Below are 20,496 nucleotides of genomic sequence, written 5' to 3'. Positions count from 1 at the left end.
CCTCGGAAAAACACTCGCACCCCAAGGGCAGACCGACAGGCCTGCCCTTCACGCTCAGCTCAGACTCAACGCACGCCGCGACCGGCCATCGCTGCGGGCGAGAACTCCGAGGCCTTGTAGCGATCCACCGCGCGATACTGATCCGGCAATCCGGCGTAGACGTTCTGGATAAACCACGCCCCCGAAGTCAGGTCATAAAAACCGGCAGACAGTTGCACCACGGCTGGCAAGTCGGGCAGTACGGAAGGCAGGGACCAGAGGGTCTTGGCCAGTTGGCCGCTGGCGTCCCAACGGTCGCCGAGCAGGGCTTGCCAGGTGTCTTCGTCAAGGTAGTAGCGACCTTTGGGCAACTGGTGCCGCTTGCCGGCGGCCAACGTCGCCTCGACTACCCAGACGCGGTGCAACTCCCAACGCACGTAGTCCGGATTCAGATGGTGTTTGGCGAACAGGTCTTGCGGCTGGGCAGCGGTCTGCACCTTGTTGGTGTTGTAGGGAACATACATTTCCTGCTTGCCCACCAGTTTCCAGTCGAACCGGTCGGTGCGGCCCTGCCACACGAACAGTTCGTCGAAGGACATGACCCCGGCGGTGGACGGCGTCGGTGTATCGCAGCAGGCGTTGGGCAACGTGCGCACCCGGCGCTGACCGGCCAGATAGACATGGGCCTGGGATTTTTCGCCGTTGATGTTCTCGCGTCCCAGGATCTGTTCGCCGGCACGAATCGCCGGGCCGGAATTGACAAAGTGAACCTGCCAGTAGTCACCCGAGTAGTTTTCAGGGCTGCCTTCCTCGAAGTAGTAGGGCATCTCCTGGGTCAACAGGCCGTCGCTGGTCATTACCTGATTACCGTCGGCCGTCATCAGATAGTGGCGGAAATGCGCCGCCACCGAGGTGCCGCGCCAGTTCAGCTGATGGTTCCAGATGGCTTCGGTACCGTTTTGTGGAATCGGAAAGGGGATTCCGCCATAGGCACCGTCGGGGATCAGGCCGGCGCTGCTGTCGACCAGTTTGGCGCGGGTCGCATTCTTGAACGTGTTGTCATAGACCCACTGCGGCGCGGCCGCCGTGCGCCGGGTCGGATAGACGTCGATGCGATAGGTGTCCGGGAAACGCTTGAATAGTTCCTTGGTGCCGTCGCTGAGCTTGTCGGCGTACTTGGCCAGGTTCTGGGCAGTGATGCTGTACAAGGGTTTGTCAGCGGCAAACGGATCGCCACGTTTGCCGCCCGGGACATAGCCTGGATCGACCTTGGTGTAGCCACCGTCCCAGGCCGGGATGCTGCCGTCGGCATTGCCCGCCTTCTCGGCACCGAAGGGCGTCAGGGTCTTGCCCAGCTCGGCCGCTTGTTCGGCGCTGGCGGCCAGGGTCATCGGCGCGGCGGCGGCCAGCAGGGTTAAGCACAAGGCCTTTAGAGTGAACTGAATGGTCATGCGCAAATCCTCTTAGAACGTGGTCTTGACGGAGAAAGCCAGGTAGTCCCGGTCCTTCAACGACTGCTTGTAATTGAACTGGTTGGCGGCGTTGAGGCTGGTGTCCTCGGGGCCGTAGAAGTGGGTATAGGTCAGCCCCACGGTCACTTGGTCCAGGTAGGTGGCGGAGACGCCGATGTTCATGTCCCCTCCTCTATCGGGGCCGAACCCGCTGATCACCGCCGACTTGCCCATGGGGAAGTAGCTGATGCCCAGCGGCACGCTGATGTCGACGCCAGGGAAAAACTGGCGATAGGTGGGCGTGTACACCAGCTTCAAGCCCAGGCCGTCATCGGTGGCGTTAGGGTCCAGGGCTGAGCGGTTCCTGGTCACGGCCAGCAGGCGGTTCCAGGCGATCTCCCCGACCAGGCTGGCTTCATTGGCGACAAAGGAAGGGCCCAGCGACGCCAGGACGTTGAGGTTGACGTGGGCCGTCCGGCCAACGGCGTACAAAGCGTCATCGTTGTTGTCCGCGTCGACACCCGCCAGGACGGTCTGGGCGTTGGACACCAACGGCATGTTCCAGCGCATGGACGCCTCGCCGGCAAAGCTGTACTCGTCCACGGAGGTGGCGAAACTGGCGCCAAGGACACGGATATCTTCCGGGTAGACCCAGGAATATTCGCCGACTTGCCCGGTACTGAAGTTCGGCCCGGTGGCATTCGGTTTCAAATACAACGAGGGCGTCTTCTCGTGATACTGCAGCGCGTACAGCCCGTAATCCGTCGTCCCGGTGTTGTACTTGAGCTGCAGGCCGCCTTGGCCGGAACTCCTGGCTTTCTTGTCCTTGCCATGGAAAAACGCGGCTGGGCTGTTGGCATTGCCGCCAAGGAAATCCGGGAAGGGTCCGCCAGTGATCAGCCGTTCATTGCCTTCACCGATGGTATCGCTGGTGGAGAAATAGCTGCCGGCGCCCGGCAAGCGGGTGGCCTCCCACTCCAACTGGTAGAAGGCACCCAATGACACATCGTCGGTCAGTTGGTAGGCGGTCGAGAGCTGATTGACCGGCCGGGTGATTTCCTTGAACTGGGTATTGGGCACCGATTGCGCCTTGACCACGTCCACCGGCGCCATGGCACCGGCAATGCCGTTGCCGCCGAAGAACAGACTTTCACCCCAGATCAGGCCGTGGCGCCCGGCGCGAACCGACAAGGCACGGTCGGCCAGCTCACCGTTCCAGTAGACAAAGGCATCGAGCAGTTCGCCGTCACCGCCATGCAGTTGACGGGTGTCGCTGGTGAATTCATCGAAACCCACCGAACGCTGGTTGGCACTGGCCGCGTCGTTGTTGTCGTTGCGGTCCTGGTAAACCGTGTCATACCAGGCGGCACCGCTCAGGCGGGCACCGAAGTTGTGATAACCGATGTCCAGTTCGGAAAGAATATCCAGGCGATTGGAGATCAGCCCCTTGCCGAAGTTGTTATCGCCGTCATTCTGGTTCAACGCCGTCTGGCCCTGGCTGAGCTTGCTGCTGGGGTCCTTGAGACGCCAGGCCGCGCTGTACTTCAGCGTGTTATCCCAGCGCAAGCTGAGATCCGGATTGCCGGTATCGATCTGAAAGGCCTGGGCAGCCGAAGCGCCAAGCCCCAGGCTGGCCGCGAGGGTCAGGGTGAAGGGGACGCGCCGCGACGCAGCGATCTTGCGAGTAGCCATCGAAGTAACCCTCTTTATTGTTGTTGTATGTCAGCTCTTCTGGTGAAACGGCGCCCGCAGTCGAGCCGGGCCCAGCCTGCACAGGCATGAAGCATCCATGGGAGAGCGAATTCGGTTTTGCCGGCGCCTCAGATAGGCTGTGCCGTGACCTCGAGCATCCGCCTGACCAGGCCGATCCGATCGAAGCTGCTGTCGTGGGCCATTTCCTTGTCTCCGGCCAGCACCGAGCTTTCGCTGATGAATTTGCAGCGCTCATAACGGCGCGCCATAAAGCGTTCGAGCTGCTGTTCGACGCTGCCACCGGCGACCAGCTCTTCGCCAAGCACGATGGCATCTTCAATGGCCATGCCGGCGCCCTGGCCCAGGTGCGGCGTCGTGGCGTGTACCGCGTCGCCAATCAACACGACACGGCCGCGGTACCAAGGCTCACTGACAAACACCACCTCCAGTGGCTTGTAGACCACCTGTTCGCTGTTGATTATTTGCTCGCGCAGTTCGCCGATCAGTCCAGTGAAACCGCTCAGGCGCTGGCGCATCTGGGTTGCCAGCGTGGCGGCCTCCATCCTCGGGTTGGCGGGCTCGTGGGAGGTCATGAACAGGTACATCTGGTCGTGGCCCAGCGGCACCAGCCCGGCATTGCCGGCGAGCCCCTGGAAGGTGGCCAGATGATCGATTCCAGCGGCGCGCGGGAAGTTGTAGCGCCACACCGATTGGCCGGTGAAGCGCGGCGGGTACTGCTCGCCGAACAGCAAGCAGCGCATTGTTGAGTACAGGCCATCGGCGCCCACGACCAGATCGTAACGACCGCGACTGCCATCGGTGAACAGCACATCAACGCCCTCGCCCACCTGCTCCAGCGTCTCGACGCTCAGGCCCAGGCGAATCGAGGCGCCCAGGGCGATAGTGGTTTCGCTGAGGACTTGATGCAGGGCCAGGCGCGAAATACCGACATTGGCCGGATACTCGGGGCCAGCCAGGCGCTGACCGGGGATTCGCGCCAGCTGCTCACCAGCCGTGGTATTGATGGTCAGATCCTCGAACGCGTAGGCGGCGTCCAGGTAGCCGTCCAGCACACCCAACTTGGCCATCTCCCGCACGACGTTACTCTGCTGGATGATGCCCACGCCGTAGACGGTCCACTGCGTCTTGAGCTCGACAAGGTCGACGACGATGCCTTTGCGACGCAAAGCGATTGCGGCACACAGGCCACCGATACCACCACCGACGATAAGCACCTTTTCCACTGCGTTCATGCTCGTTTCACTCTTATTCTTGTTATTCACGCAAGCGTTCTGCCGGAGCGTTCCCAGGCTTCACGACCGGCTGTTTCTGCACGCATTCGCTACCGCGTTGTGTTCACTTTCTCGGCAAAGCAGGCGTTTGACTAATCGCATGTAGGGATACGATGTATCAGCAACCGCGATACGTTAACTAAGGTCCACACGCTTCCAACTGACCCGCTTCGAGCACCAGCCAATCGGCCTCTGCATGCCATTGCAGCGCACTCAGGCGTTCCCCCAGGCAAGGCCCGTAGACGCACAGGCCACTGTCCGGCAGGAACCGGGCACCATGGGCGTAACAGACGATCTGGCTGCCATCGACACTGAGAAAACGGTCCTTGCGGTACTCCAGCCGCACCTCCAGGTGCGGGCAACTGTTGCGATAGACCCGCACCTCGCCGCCATGGCGCAGGGCGAACACGCTGTCCTTCCCCGTGCCCAGGGGATCGAACCCGCGGGCCTGCCCTTCGACCAATTCATCCAGGCGACAGAGAACAATGGCGTCGTGACTCATGGACGACATCCGCACTCAGGCCTGCTTGGGCGGCGGGCCGCTGGGGAACCATTTTTCCCGGGAAGTGAACAGGAACAATTGCGAGTTATCCGCCGACAACGGCGCCTGGCGCGCTTGCCAGGCGTCATCGTGCTTGTCCATGTCGGCGTCGTATTCGATGTGGCAGCCCAGCGGGCTGTTGAAGTACCAGAACCAGTTGGAGCCAAAGAGGTGACGGCCCGGTCCCCAGAAGCTGGTCCAGCCTTGCTGCTCGAAGCGACGCCCGGCCAGCAGCACTTCCGTGCCGCTGCCCATGTGAAAGGTGAAGTGCTCGCAACCCTTCATGTGCGGTGGCGTCTGGATCATGAACAAACAGTGATGGTCATCGGAACCGGCGGGACGCATGAACGGCCCCACGCCAACAAAGGTGTCGGTGGTCATGAAGCCCAGGCGCTTGTAAAAGGCCTCGGCCTTGACCGCATCCGGCACGAAATACACCACATGGGACAGGGTCCGCGGCAGGGCCTGCATATCGGGGTTGATGCCCGGTTGGTTGACCGGACGCTGGGGGGCATGGCCCGGTGCATTGGTCAGGTCCGCTGGCGCGCTGTACGCACGCCGCACACTGATCTGGAAACCAATGGCAAAGCCCATGTCGTCCACACTGTGCACGGAACCATCGGCATCGCGGGTCACCAGGCGATCGCGCCCCAGTTCATCGGCGATGGCCTCAAGATCAGCCGCGCTGGCCACGCCGTAAACGGTTTCACGAATCGAAGGCGCAGGCCCGATGGCCGCCGGCAGACGGGCATCGTCCGCACGACGGATAATCACGGCAGTGCCGTCGAGGGCTTCAAAACGACCGCCCTCGCTGTCGACATCGACAGGCAGCAGGCCGTAGTCACGCAGGCAATGAGTACAGGCTTGAATGTCGTCGACGCCAAAAATCAAGGCATCAAGGCCAATGATGTTCATTGAGTTACCACTCCATTGTAATTATTCAGCGCAGGCCAGCACCCCGCTTACGGGAGCCGTGCCAGGCGGAGCGCTGCCGAGGCGGGTCTTGGGGTCGATAAAGCCTCACGGCCAACCGACTGTGGGCCGATACTGAAGGGGCAGAAACGCACTGACTAATCGCTTGTCGGGATGCGACCTATCGGCAAATGCGATACCTGGCCGCACAGGGCCAAGTGCCGTGAAAAATCGAACAGGCATCGCTCGATTCGCCCACTCATGGGGCTTGACGCCGCGATAGGAAGGTCGGAAGGTATTTACAAAATAAATACAAAAATCGAGACCGCCATGCGTTTTAACCACTTGGATCTCAACCTCCTGGTGGCGCTGGATGTGTTGCTGGAAGAGCAGAACATCACCCGCGCCGCCGAACGCCTGCACATGACCCAATCCGCCACCAGCGGCGTACTGGGCAGGCTGCGCCTCTACTTCGAAGATGAGCTGCTGGCGCAGGTCGGACGCAAGATGCAGCCCACGCCTTATGCCCGCGAACTGGCGGCGCCGGTGCGCCAGGTGCTGCTGACGATCCAGTCCTCGATCACCGCCAAACCGGTGTTCGACCCCGCCACCAGCAAGCGCCATTTTCGCCTGATCACTTCGGACTATCTGATCAGCGTCCTGTTTGCCCGGGTGATCCAGAAGATCTCCCTGGAGGCCCCGCACATCACCTTCGAACTGCTGGGCCCCGGCGACACGTCCACCGAAATGCTGATGCGCGGCGAGGCCGACATGATGATCGTGCCTGAGCGCTACCTCCTCGAAGGCCACCCATCGCAGTTGCTGTTCGAAGAAGAGCATGTATGCGTGGTGTGGGATGGCAACACACTAGTGGGCGACAGCATCAGCCTCGATCAGTACATCGAGATGGGCCATGTCTCAGTGATTTTTGGCCGCAACCGGCAGTTAAGCGTCGAAGAATGGCTGATGAGCCAGTACGGTTTCACCCGTCGCATGGAAGTGGTGACCCACGACTTCAACACCTTGCCGCAACTGATCGTCGGTACCCAACGCGTCGCTACCATGCTCCAGCGCATGGCCAGGCTCTACGCCAACTACCTGCCGCTGCGCATCCTGCAACCACCGGTGAAAATCCCGGTGATGCGTGAGTTCATGCTCTGGCACCGGACCATGGAGGGGGATCCGATGCACCGTTGGCTGCGGGCGAAAATCAGTCAGATCATCAACGAGCTGGAGCAGTAGTAGCGGCTACTCGCAGGCGAGGTCAGGTACGAAAGTGCCCGACAGCCGCCTTGAGCTCGCCGCCAACCTGTTGCAAGTCGGCCGTTGAGACTTGCAGTTGCAGGCTTTCCCTGGCACTGCCCTCGGCCACTTCGCGCACCCGCGTCATGCTCTGGCTGACTTGCTCGGCCACCACGCTCTGCTGCTCGGCCGCCGCGGCAATCTGCTGGTTCATCTGCTCGATGCTGGACACCGCCCGGGTGATCCGCGCCAGCGCCTGGGAAGCTTGCGCGGCAAGCACCACCGTTTCATCGCTCAGCACATGGCTGCCTTGCAAGCGCTCGGCGGCTTGTTGGGCCACACTGCTCAGACGAACGATCAGCCCTTCGATTTCCGTGGTCGAACGCTGTGTGCGTCGTGCCAGGCCACGTACCTCATCGGCGACCACAGCGAAGCCGCGACCATGCTCACCGGCCCGCGCGGCCTCGATGGCGGCGTTGAGCGCCAGCAGGTTGGTCTGCTCGGCCACCGCCTTGATGACATCGAGCACACCACCAATCGCCGCGCTCTCCACCAGCAAGGACCGCATGGCCTCGGCACAACCACTCATTTCCAACGCCAGGTGGTCGATCTTGCCACCCGCCTGGCGCACCAGCTCGTCGCCCTCACGCGCTTGTTGGTCGGCATGCGCCACCGCTGCGCTGGCCTCACCCGCGTTGCGCGCGACCTCCTGCGCCGTGGCGGCCATCTGTTGCATGGCGGTGGCGGCCAGTTCGGTTTCCTGACGTTGGCGCTCAACACCACGGCTGTTGCTCTGGGTCACTTCGACCAGACTGCCGGCCATACCGTTCAGCGAGCCGACACCACGGTCGATGCGCCCGACCAAGCCCCGCAGACTGCCCAGCATACTGCCCACGGTGCCCAACAGTTGGCCCAACTCATCACGACGACCACTGTCTGACGGCGGATCACTCAGGTCCCCCGCCGCCACGCGCTGGACCAACTGCACAGCCTGGCGCAACGGCTGCACAATCAACTGGCGGATCAGCAGGCTGGCGCCAATGCCCAAGGCGAGCGCCAGGACAGTGATCAAACCCAATTGGCGATAGACATCGCGATTATCGTCCAGTACCGCCTGCCTTTGCTGTTCATCGGCCTGGGTCAGCAGCTGACTTACCTGCTCGGTTTGCGCGTTCATCGCCGCACTGCTTTGCGCACTTTGCCGACGACTGTCGACGAACTCGACGAAGGCCTTGCGGTAGTCGCCCAAGGCCGTGTTCGCCTCCTGCAGCGACTCGCCTTGCTGCTCGCCGAGATCGAGCGCCTGCATGGCGGCCAGCAGGTCACTCATGCTCATCTCCCAGTCGCTGCGGTAGCGCTCCTCGCCATCGAGCGAGTAGTACAGCTCGCTGTCACGCAGTTTGGCGAGTTTGTCCCGCAACGCGGCCGTCTGCTCAAGCCGCACCATCTGATCGCTGCTCGGCGGTGTCCCCTGCCCCAACCGGGTGTTGAGCGCATCCAGTTGATCGAGAAACAGCAGGGTAAAACTATCGCCAGCCGTCTGCGCCAGTGCCTGCATGCGCAGGCGCGCCTCCCGGGCTCGACGCAACGAATCGGCATAACCGAGGAACTGCTCCAGATACGTGCTAACGGCCGTACGTACTGCGCTATTGTCGGGCTCGGCATCGAGTTGCTGACTCAGTTTCCCGATCGTCTCGCGTACCTGGTCCTGGCGTTGCGGAGCAAGATCCAGGGCGAATGCCTTCTCGGCGATACGCGCACGCAGGATCAGTGCCTGGATCGATGACGCCTGACGCGATTGTTCACCGCGCTGCTGCAGCACACTCAGGGAATGAAAAGCAGTGACCGCCACCGCCAACGTCACCAGTAGCACCAGGCCGAAACCCAATGACAGCTTGGCCCCCACCGATAGATTGCCAAACACACGGCTCAGTACAGGCATGTCCGGCTCCTCGCACCGTCGTGGAAAAACAGGCTGCCTTTGGCGCCCAGACTGATCGCTGTGCCGGGTTTGGACTCACTCATCTGCCGATACCTTGTTCTTGTTGTTGTGCGCGCCCGGGACTCCAGCCAACGACGCGGTGTAGCGCCAACTCTAGTGAGTCGTACCTCAACGGCACCAATCGCGTCCTGCGTTATGAGCAATCGCAAAGTACGATGATAGGTATCTGGATTTGCTGCTTGAACTGTGAGTAGAAAACCCTTAGGCCAGCGGTCCACACACGCTCTATCAGCGTTCGCAATACCTCTCATCCCGACTCGCGATTGGCCAAACCATTGGCCTCCCCTTAGCCTGCTTCGAACCGTCAGGCTTGGCCATCCCCGCGCCGGACCTGGCCGCCTGCCTTTGCTTGCACAAGGACAATAACAATCATGTTCCGCTACTTCCCGACCAACTACGTGTGGAATCTTTCCGTCGACCTGGCCATTGAAATGGGCGCCCGCATCGGCGAAATCGAAGAGATGTGCGCGCCGCTGCAAGAGGCCGCCAAGCAACCGGACGCCGCCGGTAGCAAGGCCTTCCGTGAGACCTGGGCGAACATGGCCGACAAGCTGTGCGGCCTGGCTGAAGAAGACGAAGGCAAGGGTCGAATGTTGTCTGCCGGTGAAAAATACAACCGCGCCGCGACCTACTACCTGAGCTGCGAACGCTTGCAGGCCCATGGTGCCCCCGGCCGCACTGAGCTGTACCAGCGCTTTCTGCACACCTTCCAACGCGGTATCGAACTGGCACGAGAAAACTGCGAGCGCGTTGAAATACCTTACGAAGGCAAACACATTTCCGGCCTGCTGGTCCGTGCCGAAGGCGTCAACGGCCCAGCGCCGATTCTGGTACAGGTCAATGGACTGGACTCTACCAAAGAAATGAAATACCGCGTCGGCCTGCCCGCCTGGCTGGCCAAACGGGGCGTGTCGTCGTTGATCATCGACCAGCCGGGAACAGGCGAAGCACTGCGCCTGCATCACCTGACGGCGCGTTTCGACAGTGAGCATTGGGCCAGCCGCGTGGTGGACTGGTTGGAAAACCGCGACGATGTCGATGCCAAACGCATTGGCCTGGAAGGCGTATCGCTCGGCGGCTATTACTGCCCGCGTGCGGTCGCCTTTGAGCCGCGCTTCGCTTGCGGCGTAGTGTGGGGTGCCAACCATGATTGGCGTGATGTGCAAAAACGTCGCCTGGAAAAGGAAGGCAGCTTTCCGGTGCCGCATTACTGGTCGCATGTGGCCTGGGTATGGGGCGCCGAAGACACCGATGAGTTCATGACCATCGCCGAGAATGTTCATCTGGACGGCATCCTGGATCGCATCAAGGTGCCATTCCTGGTCACCCACGGTGAAAAGGATTCGCAAATTCCGCTGAAGTGGGCACACCGCACCTACGAACAGTTGGTCAACAGTCCAAAGCGCGAGCTGAAAGTCTTCACCGAACGTGAGGGCGGCGTGCAGCATTCGAGTTTCGATAACAGTATCAATGCCGGCCAGTACATTGCCGATTGGGTGGCTGAAGTGCTCGGTGGTCGTACTGCGTGAGGTGGGTGTGAAATTCGTGCGCTGCGAGGGTTTGAACGTCCAGGTGCGACTGTAATGCTGTTCACTTAGGAAAAACGGCGCTTCTTTTCAGAAATGGAAAATGCCGTTTTTTGGGTTCGGTTTTACGGGTGGTTTTTTTGGGTGTGTGTATATCCGTTACCGCAGAAACGGATATACACACCACTCTGAAGCGCGACCATCGCATTGACAAGACCAACCGTCGATAGTTACTCCATCTCACCCATCCCCAAGCATCTGCCACAACGACGCCCCCACCCCGGTAATGCTCTCCCCGGCAATCAACCCCGCCGCAGCGGTAATGGCAAAGCGTTCCGTAAGGCTCGACCAACGACAACTCACCAGCCATGTCAACAGCGCACCGAGGGCCATCATCAGCGACACCGAGGCCGGCAAGACAAAGGCCAGGCCCAAGGCCGCCGTGCTTGGCAGGTAGCGGGCCCGATGCGTCGGCAACAGGCTGTCGAGGATCCCCAACAACAAGCCGACCAGGCCACCGATGAAAATCGCCCAGCGAATGCTCGCTGACAACGAGTCCAGGCCCAGGGTCAGGGTTTGCGCAACGGCCTTCCAAGTGGCGACTGCCGGGGCTGGCCACTCTTCAGTGAGTAGCATGGTTTGCGGGTCCGGGATCAGGGCCAGGTAAGCCAATACCCCGACGATGCTACCGACGAAAATCCCCAGGGTCTGGGCGATCAACTGCTTGCGCGGCGTAGCGCCAATCGCCCGGCCGACCTTGAAGTCGTTCATCAAGTCGGTGCACTGCCCTGCCGAACCACCGGCAGTATTGGCGCTCATCAAGTTGATCGGCACCTGCCCCGGGGCAACGATGCCGAAGCTCAACTGGGACAATTGGCCGATGGCCCCGATCGGCGGAATGCCCGTGGCGCCGACCACTCGGGCGGCCACCGCCGCCAGGCAGATCGCCAAGGGAATGGTCAGCAAGGCCATCCATGGATTGATGCCGAACAACAGCACCTGCAGGCTCACCACCAGGATGATCGACAGTACAAAACCGGTGGCAGGCCCAGGCTTGGGTATCGTCCAGATCGCCCCGCCGCCCGCCAGGGTGGACCGGTGCAGTGCCCACAAGCGAATCACCAACGAGGCCAGGGTCGAGCAAACCATCAGGCTCACCCCCGGCCAGAGCAACCACTCCACCAGCGCCGCGAACTGCGGGCCGCTGCTGTCGTGCGGCAACTGCACCAAGCCTTGCTCCAACAGCCACGGCGCCAGCCCGCCCCACGCCAGCAAGGCACCGAGTAGCAAAGTCAGGCCCACGCGTATACCGATGATTCCGCCGAACCCCACTAACAACAGCGAAGGGTCAGCGGTAAACGTCAGGCGCTCCAGTTGGGCGCTCGGAGACCAGCGCGGAATGGTCCACATGAAGGTGTCGACCGCCTTGACCAGCCCGGACAGCAACGCGGCGCCGAGCAACACCTTCAAGCGCGTCGCGGCTTCGTGGCCGTGGTTATAGATATGCAGCAGGGTTTCCAGGGTCGCCATGCCCTCGGGAAATTTCAGCGCCTTGTCATTGAGCAATGAGGGCCGCAGGTACCAGGCAATCCAAATCCCCAGGAAACTCACCGAAAAGACCCAGGCCACCATGGGAATGGCGTCCAACTGCTGGCCGGTCAGCAGGGTGTAGGCCGGGATGGGCGCGACCAGCCCACCGGAAATGATCGACGCAGCGGCAGAGGCCACGGTCTGGTTGATGTTGCTTTCGTGCAGGGTCCAGGGCAGTCGACCCACCGATCGACTGGCCAGGCCTTGCCAGATGCCATAACCGATCAGCAGGGCAATGATCGACATATTGAACGACCAACCGATCTTCAACCCGGCGTAGACATTGGAAGGTGTCAGCAGGATACCGAGGACGATTCCCGTACTGACCGCACGCGGACTGAGCTCGCGTTCGACGGTGGTGGTCAAGGGGAACGTGGACGAGGTTGGATGCATGCGAAGTCCTTGTCGGCACTGGAGGGCAGCCGTCAGATTCAGACTGGCCCCCTGTGGGAGCGAGCAAGCTCGCTCCCACAGGACCACTTAAAACGGCACCTCAATAAGTGAACGCAGTATTGGCGCAAGGTTCACCCGAGTCGTCCACCCATGGGCTGCGCTCGACTTATTTCCCCCCCTCGTAATTGACCATCCAGGCAATCCCGAAACGGTCTTCGAACATGGCAAAGCGTTCCGCCCAAAAGGTTTTCTCCAGGGGCATATACACACTGCCACCCGCACTCAAGCCATTGAACAGCCGCTCGGCCTCCTCCACGCTGTCGACATTGAGGGATACCGAAACGCCTTGTGGTTTGCTATATGGCTGGCCTGGCGGGCAATCGGAAGCCATCAGGCTGAAAGCGCCGACGGTCAGGCAAGTGTGCATGACCAGATTGGGATCCTTGGGCATCCCGGTTTCCTCGGGGGCCTCGGCAAAAGACATGGAAAACAGCTCACCGCCCAGTACCTCCTCATACAAAGCGAAGGCTTGCTTGCAGTTACCGTTGAAGGTCAGGTAAGGAATGATTCTCATGGTGGGATCTCCTGTAACCGGCTTCACGATTGGCCGGACATCTGCGCCCGCAAGCGTTCTTCCTGCTCGCGCAATTCGGGGGTAAAGGACTCGCCGAACTCCTCGACCTCGAATATCTGGCGGATCTCGATTTCACTGTCGCTGACCATCGGGTTCGGGCAGCGCTTGACCCAGTCGATGGCCTCCTGCAATGACTGGACCTTGAAGATCCAGAAACCGGCGATCAGCTCCTTGGTTTCAGCAAAGGGCCCGTCGATGACAGTCCGGTTCTTGCCGGAAAACTGCACGCGCACGCCCTCGGCACTGGGATGCAGGCCTTCACCGGCTAGCATCACCCCGGCCTTGACCAGTTCTTCGTTGTAGGCGCCCATAGCGGCCAGCAGTTCTTCGCTGGGCATTTCTCCGGCTTCCGACTCTGGGCTGGCCTTGACGATCACCATAAATCGCATGCTTTTTTCTCCTGAGAATGGATGGATCAAGCCGTCCGTGTGGCGGCTCTACGGACTAATCGAATGGCAATGGTCGAAATCGACAGGTCGACGCCATTATTTTTCGATACGCCGTTGGCGGCCTGGGAGACCCAGGCTCCCTGGCCGTGAAGCCACGTCCAGCGCTCAGGGATTCCACTGGAATCTATAGATGTCTCGATAACCATTGCTGGGGTCGTACAGGAGCTTCGTCCCGCCGTCCAAGGTGATATTGTCGGCATTGACCAAGTGAACCGGTGCCACGAAACCGCTCACCGGCTGACCTGCCATCAGTCGGTTCAATTCATCGATCACCTGCCAGCCATGCACATTGAGCGGTTCGGCCACGGTGACGGTCTGGTAGTTTTTTTCCTGTATGCGCAAGAACGCCGAAGCACTCCCGTCACCGGCCGACATCAGACTGATGCCGTCGCGGGGTATCGCGGCGCTGGCCAAGGTGGCCACCGCGTAGTCGAAATAGATATCGTTGATGGCCAGCGTATGGGTCCAGCGCTTGCCATGGCGCTGGAGCAGTTCCGTGGTGATCGCCGGCATTTTCTCGCGGCTTTCGGAGATCGCGACATCACGCACCTCCAGCAACGAGCACTCCCGACAGGCCCGAATCACGTTTTCCATGGCCTTGGCTTTCGCCATGGCGATGCTGTACCTGGAGTCGGTCAGGATGACAACCCCGGCCTTTCCGTTCGACTGCGCCACTGCCGCCATGGCCGTGATGCGAGCCACTTCGAGCGGGTCGGTCGTGACGTTCATGGCCATCGGCGTCCCATCAATCGGCCCGGGCCGCTCCCCGGCGTGCCAGCCCACCACTGGCACGCCCTTGTCGGCGAAGACGGCCAGCGCCGCCTTGTTTTCAAGGGCATCGGCACCGCACAGAATGAGGCCATCGGGGTTCGCCGCCAGGGCATCGGCAAAGGCCTTTGCACGCCCATCCGGGGATCCGGCGCCATCGAATACCCTCAGCGTCCAGCCCATCGCCTTGGCGGCCTCGCGAGCGCCCTGGGCGACACCGACAATACCTCCGTTGCGCATATCTTCTGCGACAATGGCGATACTCTTGCCACGCTGGGCGCGCGGGCCGGATTCGGGGCCGCTCCAGGGAACGGCGCCGAGGGTGGCCTTGGCAACCATTTCCTGTGCTTGATTCACCGTAACCGTGGCGTCCGTTGCTGCCGGTAGATCCTGGCCGTATCCGGGCGTTGCCGTGAAGAGACAGAAAGCCGTCATTGAAATCATCTTGAGCAACCGGGACCTGGCCTTACAGGTTCGATCACCACATGTGATACCGGGTCGGGAGCCGATGGCGCGATCATAATGTGTCATGGCGTCTCTTTTTTATGGATACAGTGTTCGGATGCAGTGTCCGCAAGGATAGTCGCTTCTGCCGTCATCAACCCGAAAGGGGAATAGTAAGTTTGTAACATCCCTCCAGCCCCGGTCCTCGCACGACATCCATAGTTCGATGCACCTCGAATTGAGGAACCTGTCGATCCCATAGTCTATGAGCCAAACATGGAGGAGATGGCGATGACACGCACCCGCTTTTTTGGAAAAACCGTACTGGCCTGCACGTTCATCCTGGCGATTATCGGCTGGGGGATCGGGTTCTATGGCCCGCCGATTTATATGCAAGCGGTCATGGAGCGCACGGGTTGGCCGATCGCCCAGGTCTCGGCTGCCGTGACCTTGCACTTTCTCAGCGGCACGATTGTCATCGCCAACCTGCCACGCCTTTACGCACGCTTCGGGATACCCACCATCACCCTGCTGGGCAGCATCGTCCTGGGCATCGGCGTGAACATCTGGGCTCAAGCCAACCAGCTAGGAGTGCTGTATGCCGGCGCCGTCTGCTCGGGTATCGGTTGGGTGACATTAGGTGCCGCAGCCGTTAATACCCTGATCGCGCCGTGGTACGTCAAGGAAAGACCCAAGGCCCTGGGCAAGGCCTACAACGGCGCCAGTCTGGGTGGCGTGATCTTTTCGCCGCTGTGGGTGTTGCTGATCGAGCGTTTCGGCTTTATCACGGCGGCGCTGGTGATCAGCGTCGTCGCCGTGTTGCTCATAGGCGTCTTCGCTTTCCTGGTCTTCAACAAAAGCCCACAAAGCCTGGGACAACATCCCGACCATGCAGACCAGCCGGACCCCGTGCCGGTCAGCGCCAGCGCCACGCCGTGGACCGCAAAGCAGACCCTCAGGTCGGCAAGTTTCCGCACCCTGGCAGCCGGCATGTCCTTGGGGCTGTTCGCCCAGATCGGCTTGATCGCGCACCTGTACTCGATCCTGGTGGGTCGCATGGGGGCGCATGACGCCTCATTCGCCATGGGTCTGGCCACTGCCAGTGCGATGGGCGGGCGATACGTCGCCGCGCGCTTGATGATCCAAGGCATGAACCGCCGACAACTGGCCTGCCTCGGTTATGCCGTCCAGATGCTGGGCACGCTGATGCTTCTGGGCCTGGACCTTCACCCGACAGTGGCCTGGATAGCCGTGGTATTGATCGGTTCGGGCATTGGCAATGCCACCTCCTTGCCGCCACTGATAGCCCAGACCGAGTTCAGCCGAGAACAAACCGCCAGGGTGATCGCCCTGATGATCGCGATCAGCCAGGCCACCTACGCCTTCGCCCCGGCCTTTTTCGGCCTGGTGCGCTCCCTCTTCAGCGATTCGAATCACGCCATCGTCGCCGTCGTGGCAGGAGCGGTCATCGTGCAGGGGCTCGCCATTTTGTCATTCTATCGGGGCGTGCCCGCTCGCCTCTTCAAGAAAACCGCTTTCTGACCGCGCTCCTGACCATGCGCCACCCGCTAAGAACGAAACGCCTCAACCTTGAGTCCAAACCGGCTCATTTTGTTGTACAACCCACCCCGAGACACATTCAGCCGCTGAGCAGCCAGGCGGATGTTTCCGCGCGTGTCCTTGAGAGCAGCGATGATGGCATTCATCTCATGGGTACCAAGATCCGGCGCCATCCGCGGCTCAGGGGCACTTCCCCATGTCGATGGGCGCCCTCGCTGCCTGATATCCAGGGCAAGATCGCTCGGCTCGATCAACTCGGTCATCGCCAGGTTGGTCGCCCGCTCAATGACGTTTTCCAGCTCACGGACATTGCCTGGCCAGTGATAGGCGCCAAGCATCTCCAGGGCCGCTGGCGAAAGGTCCTGCATCGACTTGCGTAGCGACCGCGCACATCGCGCGAGAAAATGCCGCGCCAGCAACGGCACATCTTCACGGCGCATCCGCAGCGGCGGCACCGTCAGGTTCAGCACGTTGAGCCGGTAGTAAAGGTCCTCGCGAAAGGCACCCTCGGCCACTGCCTGGCTCAGGTTGCGGTGGGTGGCGGCGATGATGCGCACGTTGACCCGCAGCGATTTTTTCGCGCCCACTCGTGTCACCTCGCCTTCCTGCAGGACACGCAGCAGGCTGACCTGTGCATCGAAGGACATGTCACCGATTTCGTCGAGGAAGATCGTCCCGCCATCGGCCAATTCGAACTTGCCTGCCGACCCACCGCGCGCCGATCCGGTGAACGCGCCTTCGACGTGTCCAAACAGTTCGCTCTGTACCAGGTCACGGGGAATGGCGCCGCAATTGACCGCCACGAAAGGTCCGCCACATCGGTCGCTGCCATTATGGATGGCCTGGGCGAACAACTCCTTGCCAGTGCCGCTCTCACCGAGGATCAGCGTGGTCGAATCACTGCGACTGGCAATCCGCGCCAGGTGCAGTGCATCCTCAATCGCCTGTGAACGGCCCAGGATGGTTTCGAAGGTGTAGCTGGCCTGGGTGCCAATGATCCGCCGGGTAATTTCCCGGATGCGTCGGTTCTCGCGCAACGACACAATCCGCCCGCCTTGTTCCAGCGGGCAGACCGACACCAGGCAGGCCAGATGGCTGCGGTCGTGCAGTTCAAAGGTGCAGTCCAGGTCGCGCACACCTTCCCCGCCCCCGAGCAGGACCGCATCGGTCAATTCGCTCTTGCCCAGGCTCTTGAACGGACTGCCGAGCAGGTCATGGCCGACGCGAAACAACTGTCGGGCGTAATGGTTGAGCGCCTTGATACAGCCCTGCTCATCCAAAACCACCAAGCCCTCGTTGAGCACCTCAAGGACCGTTTGCTGCTCTTCCAGCAAGGCTTGCAGCGCCATCTGCCTCGAGACCGCCTCGGCCGCAGCCTGGACAGTGCCCAGCGTATGGAAGTGAAACCAGCCCGGCTCTGCCGTCAAGGTCAACATGCCCAGCGTCCGGCCCTGGGCATCGCGGATTGGCGCGGCGGCGCAATGCATGCGGCGCTGGCGCAGGCCAAGCCCGAAGTTCTCTTCGGCCAGCACATACACCAAACGGTCTTCGACGATCGCCAGCCCAGTGCAATTGGTGCCCTGTACCGACTCCAGCAGTCGACTGCCTATGGGGGTGAGGTCCAGGCCACAGAAATACAACGTCGTGCCTTCGGCATCGGTCAGGTTGATATGCCCCCTGGGGTTATAGGCGAGCAAACCGCGCATGACTTGCGCCGCAGCGGCGATCAGCACCCGGTTGGCTGCCAGTGTCGCGGTCAGGTCGGCAGGCGCGACAAAACGGTACTCGCCATCCTCCGGATCGAGGCCGGCATTGACACTGCGCAACCAGGACGCCCAAATCACCCGCCGGATCCCGGCAGGTCGATCAGTGCCCCCCCGCAAGCACGCTTGCCAGGCCTCATCCAGTGCAGTGCCTGGCCCTTCGTTCAACGACGCAGGGCCAAGCGTGGTGAGGTAATCGCGGTCTTCGGCGCTCAACGCTGCAGGTTGCTCATTCATTATTCGGCCATATGTTCATATTTTCGACATGCCAGTATAGACATGTCATTCAAATGAACATCAATTCAAATAAACACGAATAAAACACCTTAAATATCAACTGGTTAATTATTGGCACAGCACTTGCTCCTGCCTGGACAGACGAGGACATTCTTACCGCCGAGTCGTAAAAACAATAAAGGGAGTCATGTTCATGAGCACATCCAAGATCATTCGCCTTGGCCTCATCGGCGCCGGCCGCATGGGCAGTTTTCACGGCCTGACCGCCGCCCGGCACATCCCCGGCGCCTGCCTCGCCGCCATCGCCGACCCTACTCCCGGCCAAGCCGCGCGCCTGGCGGCAGAACTGGACGTGCAGAAGGTCTATACCGACCCACAGCAATTGCTGGATGACCCGGACATCGATGCCGTGCTGATTGCCGCCCCGGCACGCAGCCATGCCGAACTGGTGATCAGTGCGGCCCGGGCCGGCAAAGGGGTGTTCTGTGAAAAACCGATGGCCATCACCCTGGACGAAGCCGACCGCGCCATCGCCGCCGCTGCCGACGCACGGGTGACGCTACAAGTCGGCTTCAACCGTCGCTTTGCCAGAAGTTTTCGCACCGCTCACCTGGACGTGGTTGCCGGCCGCATCGGTACACCACAACTGCTGCGCTCGCTGACCCGCGACCCGGCGCTGAACAACCCGGCCGCCTCGCCGCAATGGGTGATCTTCCTGGAAACGCTGATCCATGACTTCGATACCCTGCGCTACCTGAATCCGGGCGCCGAAGCGGTTGAGGTTTTTGTGATGGCCGATGCCCTGATCGCACCGGCCTACAAGGACAAAGGGTTTCTCGACACCGCGGTGGTCACGATCCGTTTCGATAACGGCGCCATCGCCACGGCCGAGGCCAATTTCCAGGCCGTGTATGGCTACGATGTCCGCGGCGAAGTGTTCGGCAGCGCTGGCATGCTGACCATGGGCAACGTCAACGACTCTGACTTGCTGCGGTACCTGGCCAGTGGGGTCCAGGCCGACACCCAGCGCATGGACACCGACCTGCTGCGTGATGCCTATGTGGCCGAGCTCAACCACTTCGTCAGTTGCGTGCGCAGCGGCGAAAAACCTCTGGCCAGCGGTGAAGATGCCCGGGCGGCACTGGCCATTGCTCGTGCCTGCATCGAGTCCTTCCAACAGGGCAAAGCGGTGCGTGTGCAAGGAGCGCTTTCATGAGTTTTACACCGTTCAAACTGGCGATCAGTGCCGAGATGGTCTTTCTCGACCTGCCCTTCACCGAGCGGGTCAAACGCATCCATGCGCTGGGCTTCAGCGTCGAGATATGGAACTGGACGACCAAAGACATTCAGGCCCTCGTGGCGACCGGCGCGGACTTCACCTCCATGACCGGCTACATCTCGGGCAACCTGACCGATCCGGATGATATCCAGCACCTGCTCGACAGCGCCCAGGAATCCTTGGCCGTCGCCGCTCAATTGGGTTGCCCCAGCCTGAACCTGCATGGCACCGGCCTGGGTGACCAGGGGTTGCCGGTCAAACCCGTGGCCCAGACCACCGGGCGCATGTGGTTGAGCGCCTGCAAGACGCTGGAAAAAATCGCTCGCCTGGGCGAGGACGCGGGTCGGGTTTTCCTGCTGGAAAACCTCAACACCGAAGTCGACCACCCGGGCACGCCGTTCGCCCGCGCTGACGACACCCTGGCGTTGATCGAGGCCGTGGGCAGCCCGCACCTGAAGATGAACCTGGACCTCTATCACGCACAGATCGGCGAAGGCAACCTGATCGAACTGATCCAGCGCGCCGGCAGCGCCATCGGCGAAATCCAGGTCGCCGACGTTCCGGGGCGCATGGAGCCCGGCACCGGTGAAATCCATTATCCCGCCATTGCCAGGGCCTTGTTCGGCATGGGATACAGCGGTGTCGTCGGCCTCGAAGGCTGGGCCAGCGGTGACAGCGAGGTCGCGCTTGAGCGTTTCAGGCAGGCCTTCACGCTTGATGGATAAAGCACGCGCCGAATTCA

Annotated in this window: 16 protein-coding genes and 1 pseudogene; 5 read left to right on the top strand and 12 right to left on the bottom strand. The window is 61.3% G+C overall.

Annotated elements, in window-relative coordinates:
- Nucleotides 1-65 precede the first annotated feature (65 nt).
- The 5 genes from HU749_RS12955 to HU749_RS12935 form a co-directional block, all read right to left on the bottom strand.
- Nucleotides 66-1,430 carry a DUF1329 domain-containing protein gene (locus HU749_RS12955; RefSeq protein WP_186650985.1) on the bottom strand — a complete coding sequence of 455 codons (1,365 nt, stop codon included), beginning with the start codon at nt 1,428-1,430 and terminating at the stop codon, nt 66-68.
- A gap of 12 nt (nt 1,431-1,442) precedes the next feature.
- Complete coding sequence (locus tag HU749_RS12950; protein WP_186650987.1) at nt 1,443-3,122, bottom strand: DUF1302 domain-containing protein; 1,680 nt, start codon at nt 3,120-3,122, stop codon at nt 1,443-1,445.
- Nucleotides 3,123-3,250: 128 nt separating this feature from the next.
- Nucleotides 3,251-4,375: an FAD-dependent oxidoreductase gene (locus tag HU749_RS12945; protein ID WP_186650990.1), complete on the bottom strand. Its 1,125-nt coding sequence runs from the start codon at nt 4,373-4,375 to the stop codon at nt 3,251-3,253.
- Between the two features lie 178 nt (nt 4,376-4,553).
- The gene (locus HU749_RS12940) at nt 4,554-4,916 is read right to left on the bottom strand and encodes a Rieske (2Fe-2S) protein (RefSeq protein WP_186650992.1); all 363 of its coding nucleotides are present in this window, start codon (nt 4,914-4,916) and stop codon (nt 4,554-4,556) included.
- Nucleotides 4,917-4,931: 15 nt separating this feature from the next.
- Nucleotides 4,932-5,870 carry a VOC family protein gene (locus tag HU749_RS12935; protein WP_186650994.1) on the bottom strand — a complete coding sequence of 313 codons (939 nt, stop codon included), beginning with the start codon at nt 5,868-5,870 and terminating at the stop codon, nt 4,932-4,934.
- A 327-nt stretch (nt 5,871-6,197) separates the two neighbouring features.
- On the opposite strand from HU749_RS12935, the gene HU749_RS12930 reads away from it, so the two are divergent.
- Nucleotides 6,198-7,109 carry a LysR family transcriptional regulator gene (locus HU749_RS12930; protein ID WP_079301933.1) on the top strand — a complete coding sequence of 304 codons (912 nt, stop codon included), beginning with the start codon at nt 6,198-6,200 and terminating at the stop codon, nt 7,107-7,109.
- Nucleotides 7,110-7,131: 22 nt separating this feature from the next.
- Here the strand turns inward: HU749_RS12930 and HU749_RS29630 are convergent, their stop codons facing one another.
- Complete coding sequence (locus HU749_RS29630; protein ID WP_437127843.1) at nt 7,132-7,932, bottom strand: methyl-accepting chemotaxis protein; 801 nt, start codon at nt 7,930-7,932, stop codon at nt 7,132-7,134.
- 57 nt (nt 7,933-7,989) lie between these two features.
- Nucleotides 7,990-8,286, bottom strand: a pseudogene (locus tag HU749_RS29625) (HAMP domain-containing protein); the annotation flags it as partial.
- 1,196 nt (nt 8,287-9,482) lie between these two features.
- Here HU749_RS29625 and HU749_RS12920 point away from each other — a divergent pair.
- On the top strand, nt 9,483-10,640 hold the full coding sequence (locus tag HU749_RS12920; RefSeq protein ID WP_046062835.1) for an alpha/beta hydrolase family protein: 1,158 nt from the start codon (nt 9,483-9,485) through the stop codon (nt 10,638-10,640).
- Between the two features lie 237 nt (nt 10,641-10,877).
- Here HU749_RS12920 and HU749_RS12915 read toward each other — a convergent pair whose 3' ends face one another.
- The 4 genes from HU749_RS12915 to HU749_RS12900 all read right to left on the bottom strand — a co-directional run bounded on the left by HU749_RS12915 (nt 10,878) and on the right by HU749_RS12900 (nt 14,828).
- Complete coding sequence (locus HU749_RS12915; RefSeq protein WP_186650998.1) at nt 10,878-12,620, bottom strand: OPT family oligopeptide transporter; 1,743 nt, start codon at nt 12,618-12,620, stop codon at nt 10,878-10,880.
- Nucleotides 12,621-12,786: 166 nt separating this feature from the next.
- The gene (locus HU749_RS12910) at nt 12,787-13,194 is read right to left on the bottom strand and encodes a VOC family protein (protein ID WP_014338986.1); all 408 of its coding nucleotides are present in this window, start codon (nt 13,192-13,194) and stop codon (nt 12,787-12,789) included.
- A gap of 23 nt (nt 13,195-13,217) precedes the next feature.
- Nucleotides 13,218-13,643 (bottom strand): YciI family protein, encoded by a 426-nt coding sequence (locus HU749_RS12905; protein ID WP_046062837.1) that lies wholly within the window; start codon nt 13,641-13,643, stop codon nt 13,218-13,220.
- A gap of 165 nt (nt 13,644-13,808) precedes the next feature.
- Nucleotides 13,809-14,828, bottom strand: coding sequence for a substrate-binding domain-containing protein (locus HU749_RS12900; protein ID WP_046062838.1), 1,020 nt, complete (start codon nt 14,826-14,828; stop codon nt 13,809-13,811).
- Between the two features lie 378 nt (nt 14,829-15,206).
- Here HU749_RS12900 and HU749_RS12895 point away from each other — a divergent pair, with 378 nt between their 5' ends.
- Complete coding sequence (locus HU749_RS12895; protein WP_186651000.1) at nt 15,207-16,457, top strand: MFS transporter; 1,251 nt, start codon at nt 15,207-15,209, stop codon at nt 16,455-16,457.
- 26 nt (nt 16,458-16,483) lie between these two features.
- Here HU749_RS12895 and HU749_RS12890 read toward each other — a convergent pair whose 3' ends face one another.
- Nucleotides 16,484-18,475: a sigma-54-dependent Fis family transcriptional regulator gene (locus tag HU749_RS12890; RefSeq protein WP_186651002.1), complete on the bottom strand. Its 1,992-nt coding sequence runs from the start codon at nt 18,473-18,475 to the stop codon at nt 16,484-16,486.
- Nucleotides 18,476-18,668: 193 nt separating this feature from the next.
- On the opposite strand from HU749_RS12890, the gene HU749_RS12885 reads away from it, so the two are divergent.
- Nucleotides 18,669-19,691, top strand: coding sequence for a Gfo/Idh/MocA family oxidoreductase (locus tag HU749_RS12885; RefSeq protein ID WP_186651004.1), 1,023 nt, complete (start codon nt 18,669-18,671; stop codon nt 19,689-19,691).
- On the top strand, nt 19,688-20,479 hold the full coding sequence (locus tag HU749_RS12880) for a TIM barrel protein (protein WP_046062859.1): 792 nt from the start codon (nt 19,688-19,690) through the stop codon (nt 20,477-20,479). The genes HU749_RS12885 and HU749_RS12880 overlap by 4 nt, the downstream gene beginning before the upstream one ends.
- Nucleotides 20,480-20,496: the final 17 nt, after the last annotated feature.

Source organism: Pseudomonas ogarae (assembly GCF_014268695.2).
In the GTDB taxonomy this organism is placed as follows: Bacteria; Pseudomonadota; Gammaproteobacteria; order Pseudomonadales; family Pseudomonadaceae; genus Aquipseudomonas; species Aquipseudomonas kilonensis.
This window is presented reverse-complemented; position numbering and strand designations above follow the sequence as displayed.

What these genes read in the sequence shown, in the direction of transcription:
- HU749_RS12955 (WP_186650985.1), bottom strand. Translation starts at nt 1,430, where the DNA reads ATGACCATTCAGTTCACTCTAAAGGCCTTGTGCTTAACCCTGCTGGCC.
- HU749_RS12950 (WP_186650987.1), bottom strand. Translation starts at nt 3,122, where the DNA reads ATGGCTACTCGCAAGATCGCTGCGTCGCGGCGCGTCCCCTTCACCCTG.
- HU749_RS12945 (WP_186650990.1), bottom strand. Translation starts at nt 4,375, where the DNA reads ATGAACGCAGTGGAAAAGGTGCTTATCGTCGGTGGTGGTATCGGTGGC.
- HU749_RS12940 (WP_186650992.1), bottom strand. Translation starts at nt 4,916, where the DNA reads ATGAGTCACGACGCCATTGTTCTCTGTCGCCTGGATGAATTGGTCGAA.
- HU749_RS12935 (WP_186650994.1), bottom strand. Translation starts at nt 5,870, where the DNA reads ATGAACATCATTGGCCTTGATGCCTTGATTTTTGGCGTCGACGACATT.
- HU749_RS12930 (WP_079301933.1), top strand. Translation starts at nt 6,198, where the DNA reads ATGCGTTTTAACCACTTGGATCTCAACCTCCTGGTGGCGCTGGATGTG.
- HU749_RS29630 (WP_437127843.1), bottom strand. Translation starts at nt 7,932, where the DNA reads ATGGCCGGCAGTCTGGTCGAAGTGACCCAGAGCAACAGCCGTGGTGTT.
- HU749_RS12920 (WP_046062835.1), top strand. Translation starts at nt 9,483, where the DNA reads ATGTTCCGCTACTTCCCGACCAACTACGTGTGGAATCTTTCCGTCGAC.
- HU749_RS12915 (WP_186650998.1), bottom strand. Translation starts at nt 12,620, where the DNA reads ATGCATCCAACCTCGTCCACGTTCCCCTTGACCACCACCGTCGAACGC.
- HU749_RS12910 (WP_014338986.1), bottom strand. Translation starts at nt 13,194, where the DNA reads ATGAGAATCATTCCTTACCTGACCTTCAACGGTAACTGCAAGCAAGCC.
- HU749_RS12905 (WP_046062837.1), bottom strand. Translation starts at nt 13,643, where the DNA reads ATGCGATTTATGGTGATCGTCAAGGCCAGCCCAGAGTCGGAAGCCGGA.
- HU749_RS12895 (WP_186651000.1), top strand. Translation starts at nt 15,207, where the DNA reads ATGACACGCACCCGCTTTTTTGGAAAAACCGTACTGGCCTGCACGTTC.
- HU749_RS12890 (WP_186651002.1), bottom strand. Translation starts at nt 18,475, where the DNA reads ATGAATGAGCAACCTGCAGCGTTGAGCGCCGAAGACCGCGATTACCTC.
- HU749_RS12885 (WP_186651004.1), top strand. Translation starts at nt 18,669, where the DNA reads ATGAGCACATCCAAGATCATTCGCCTTGGCCTCATCGGCGCCGGCCGC.
- HU749_RS12880 (WP_046062859.1), top strand. Translation starts at nt 19,688, where the DNA reads ATGAGTTTTACACCGTTCAAACTGGCGATCAGTGCCGAGATGGTCTTT.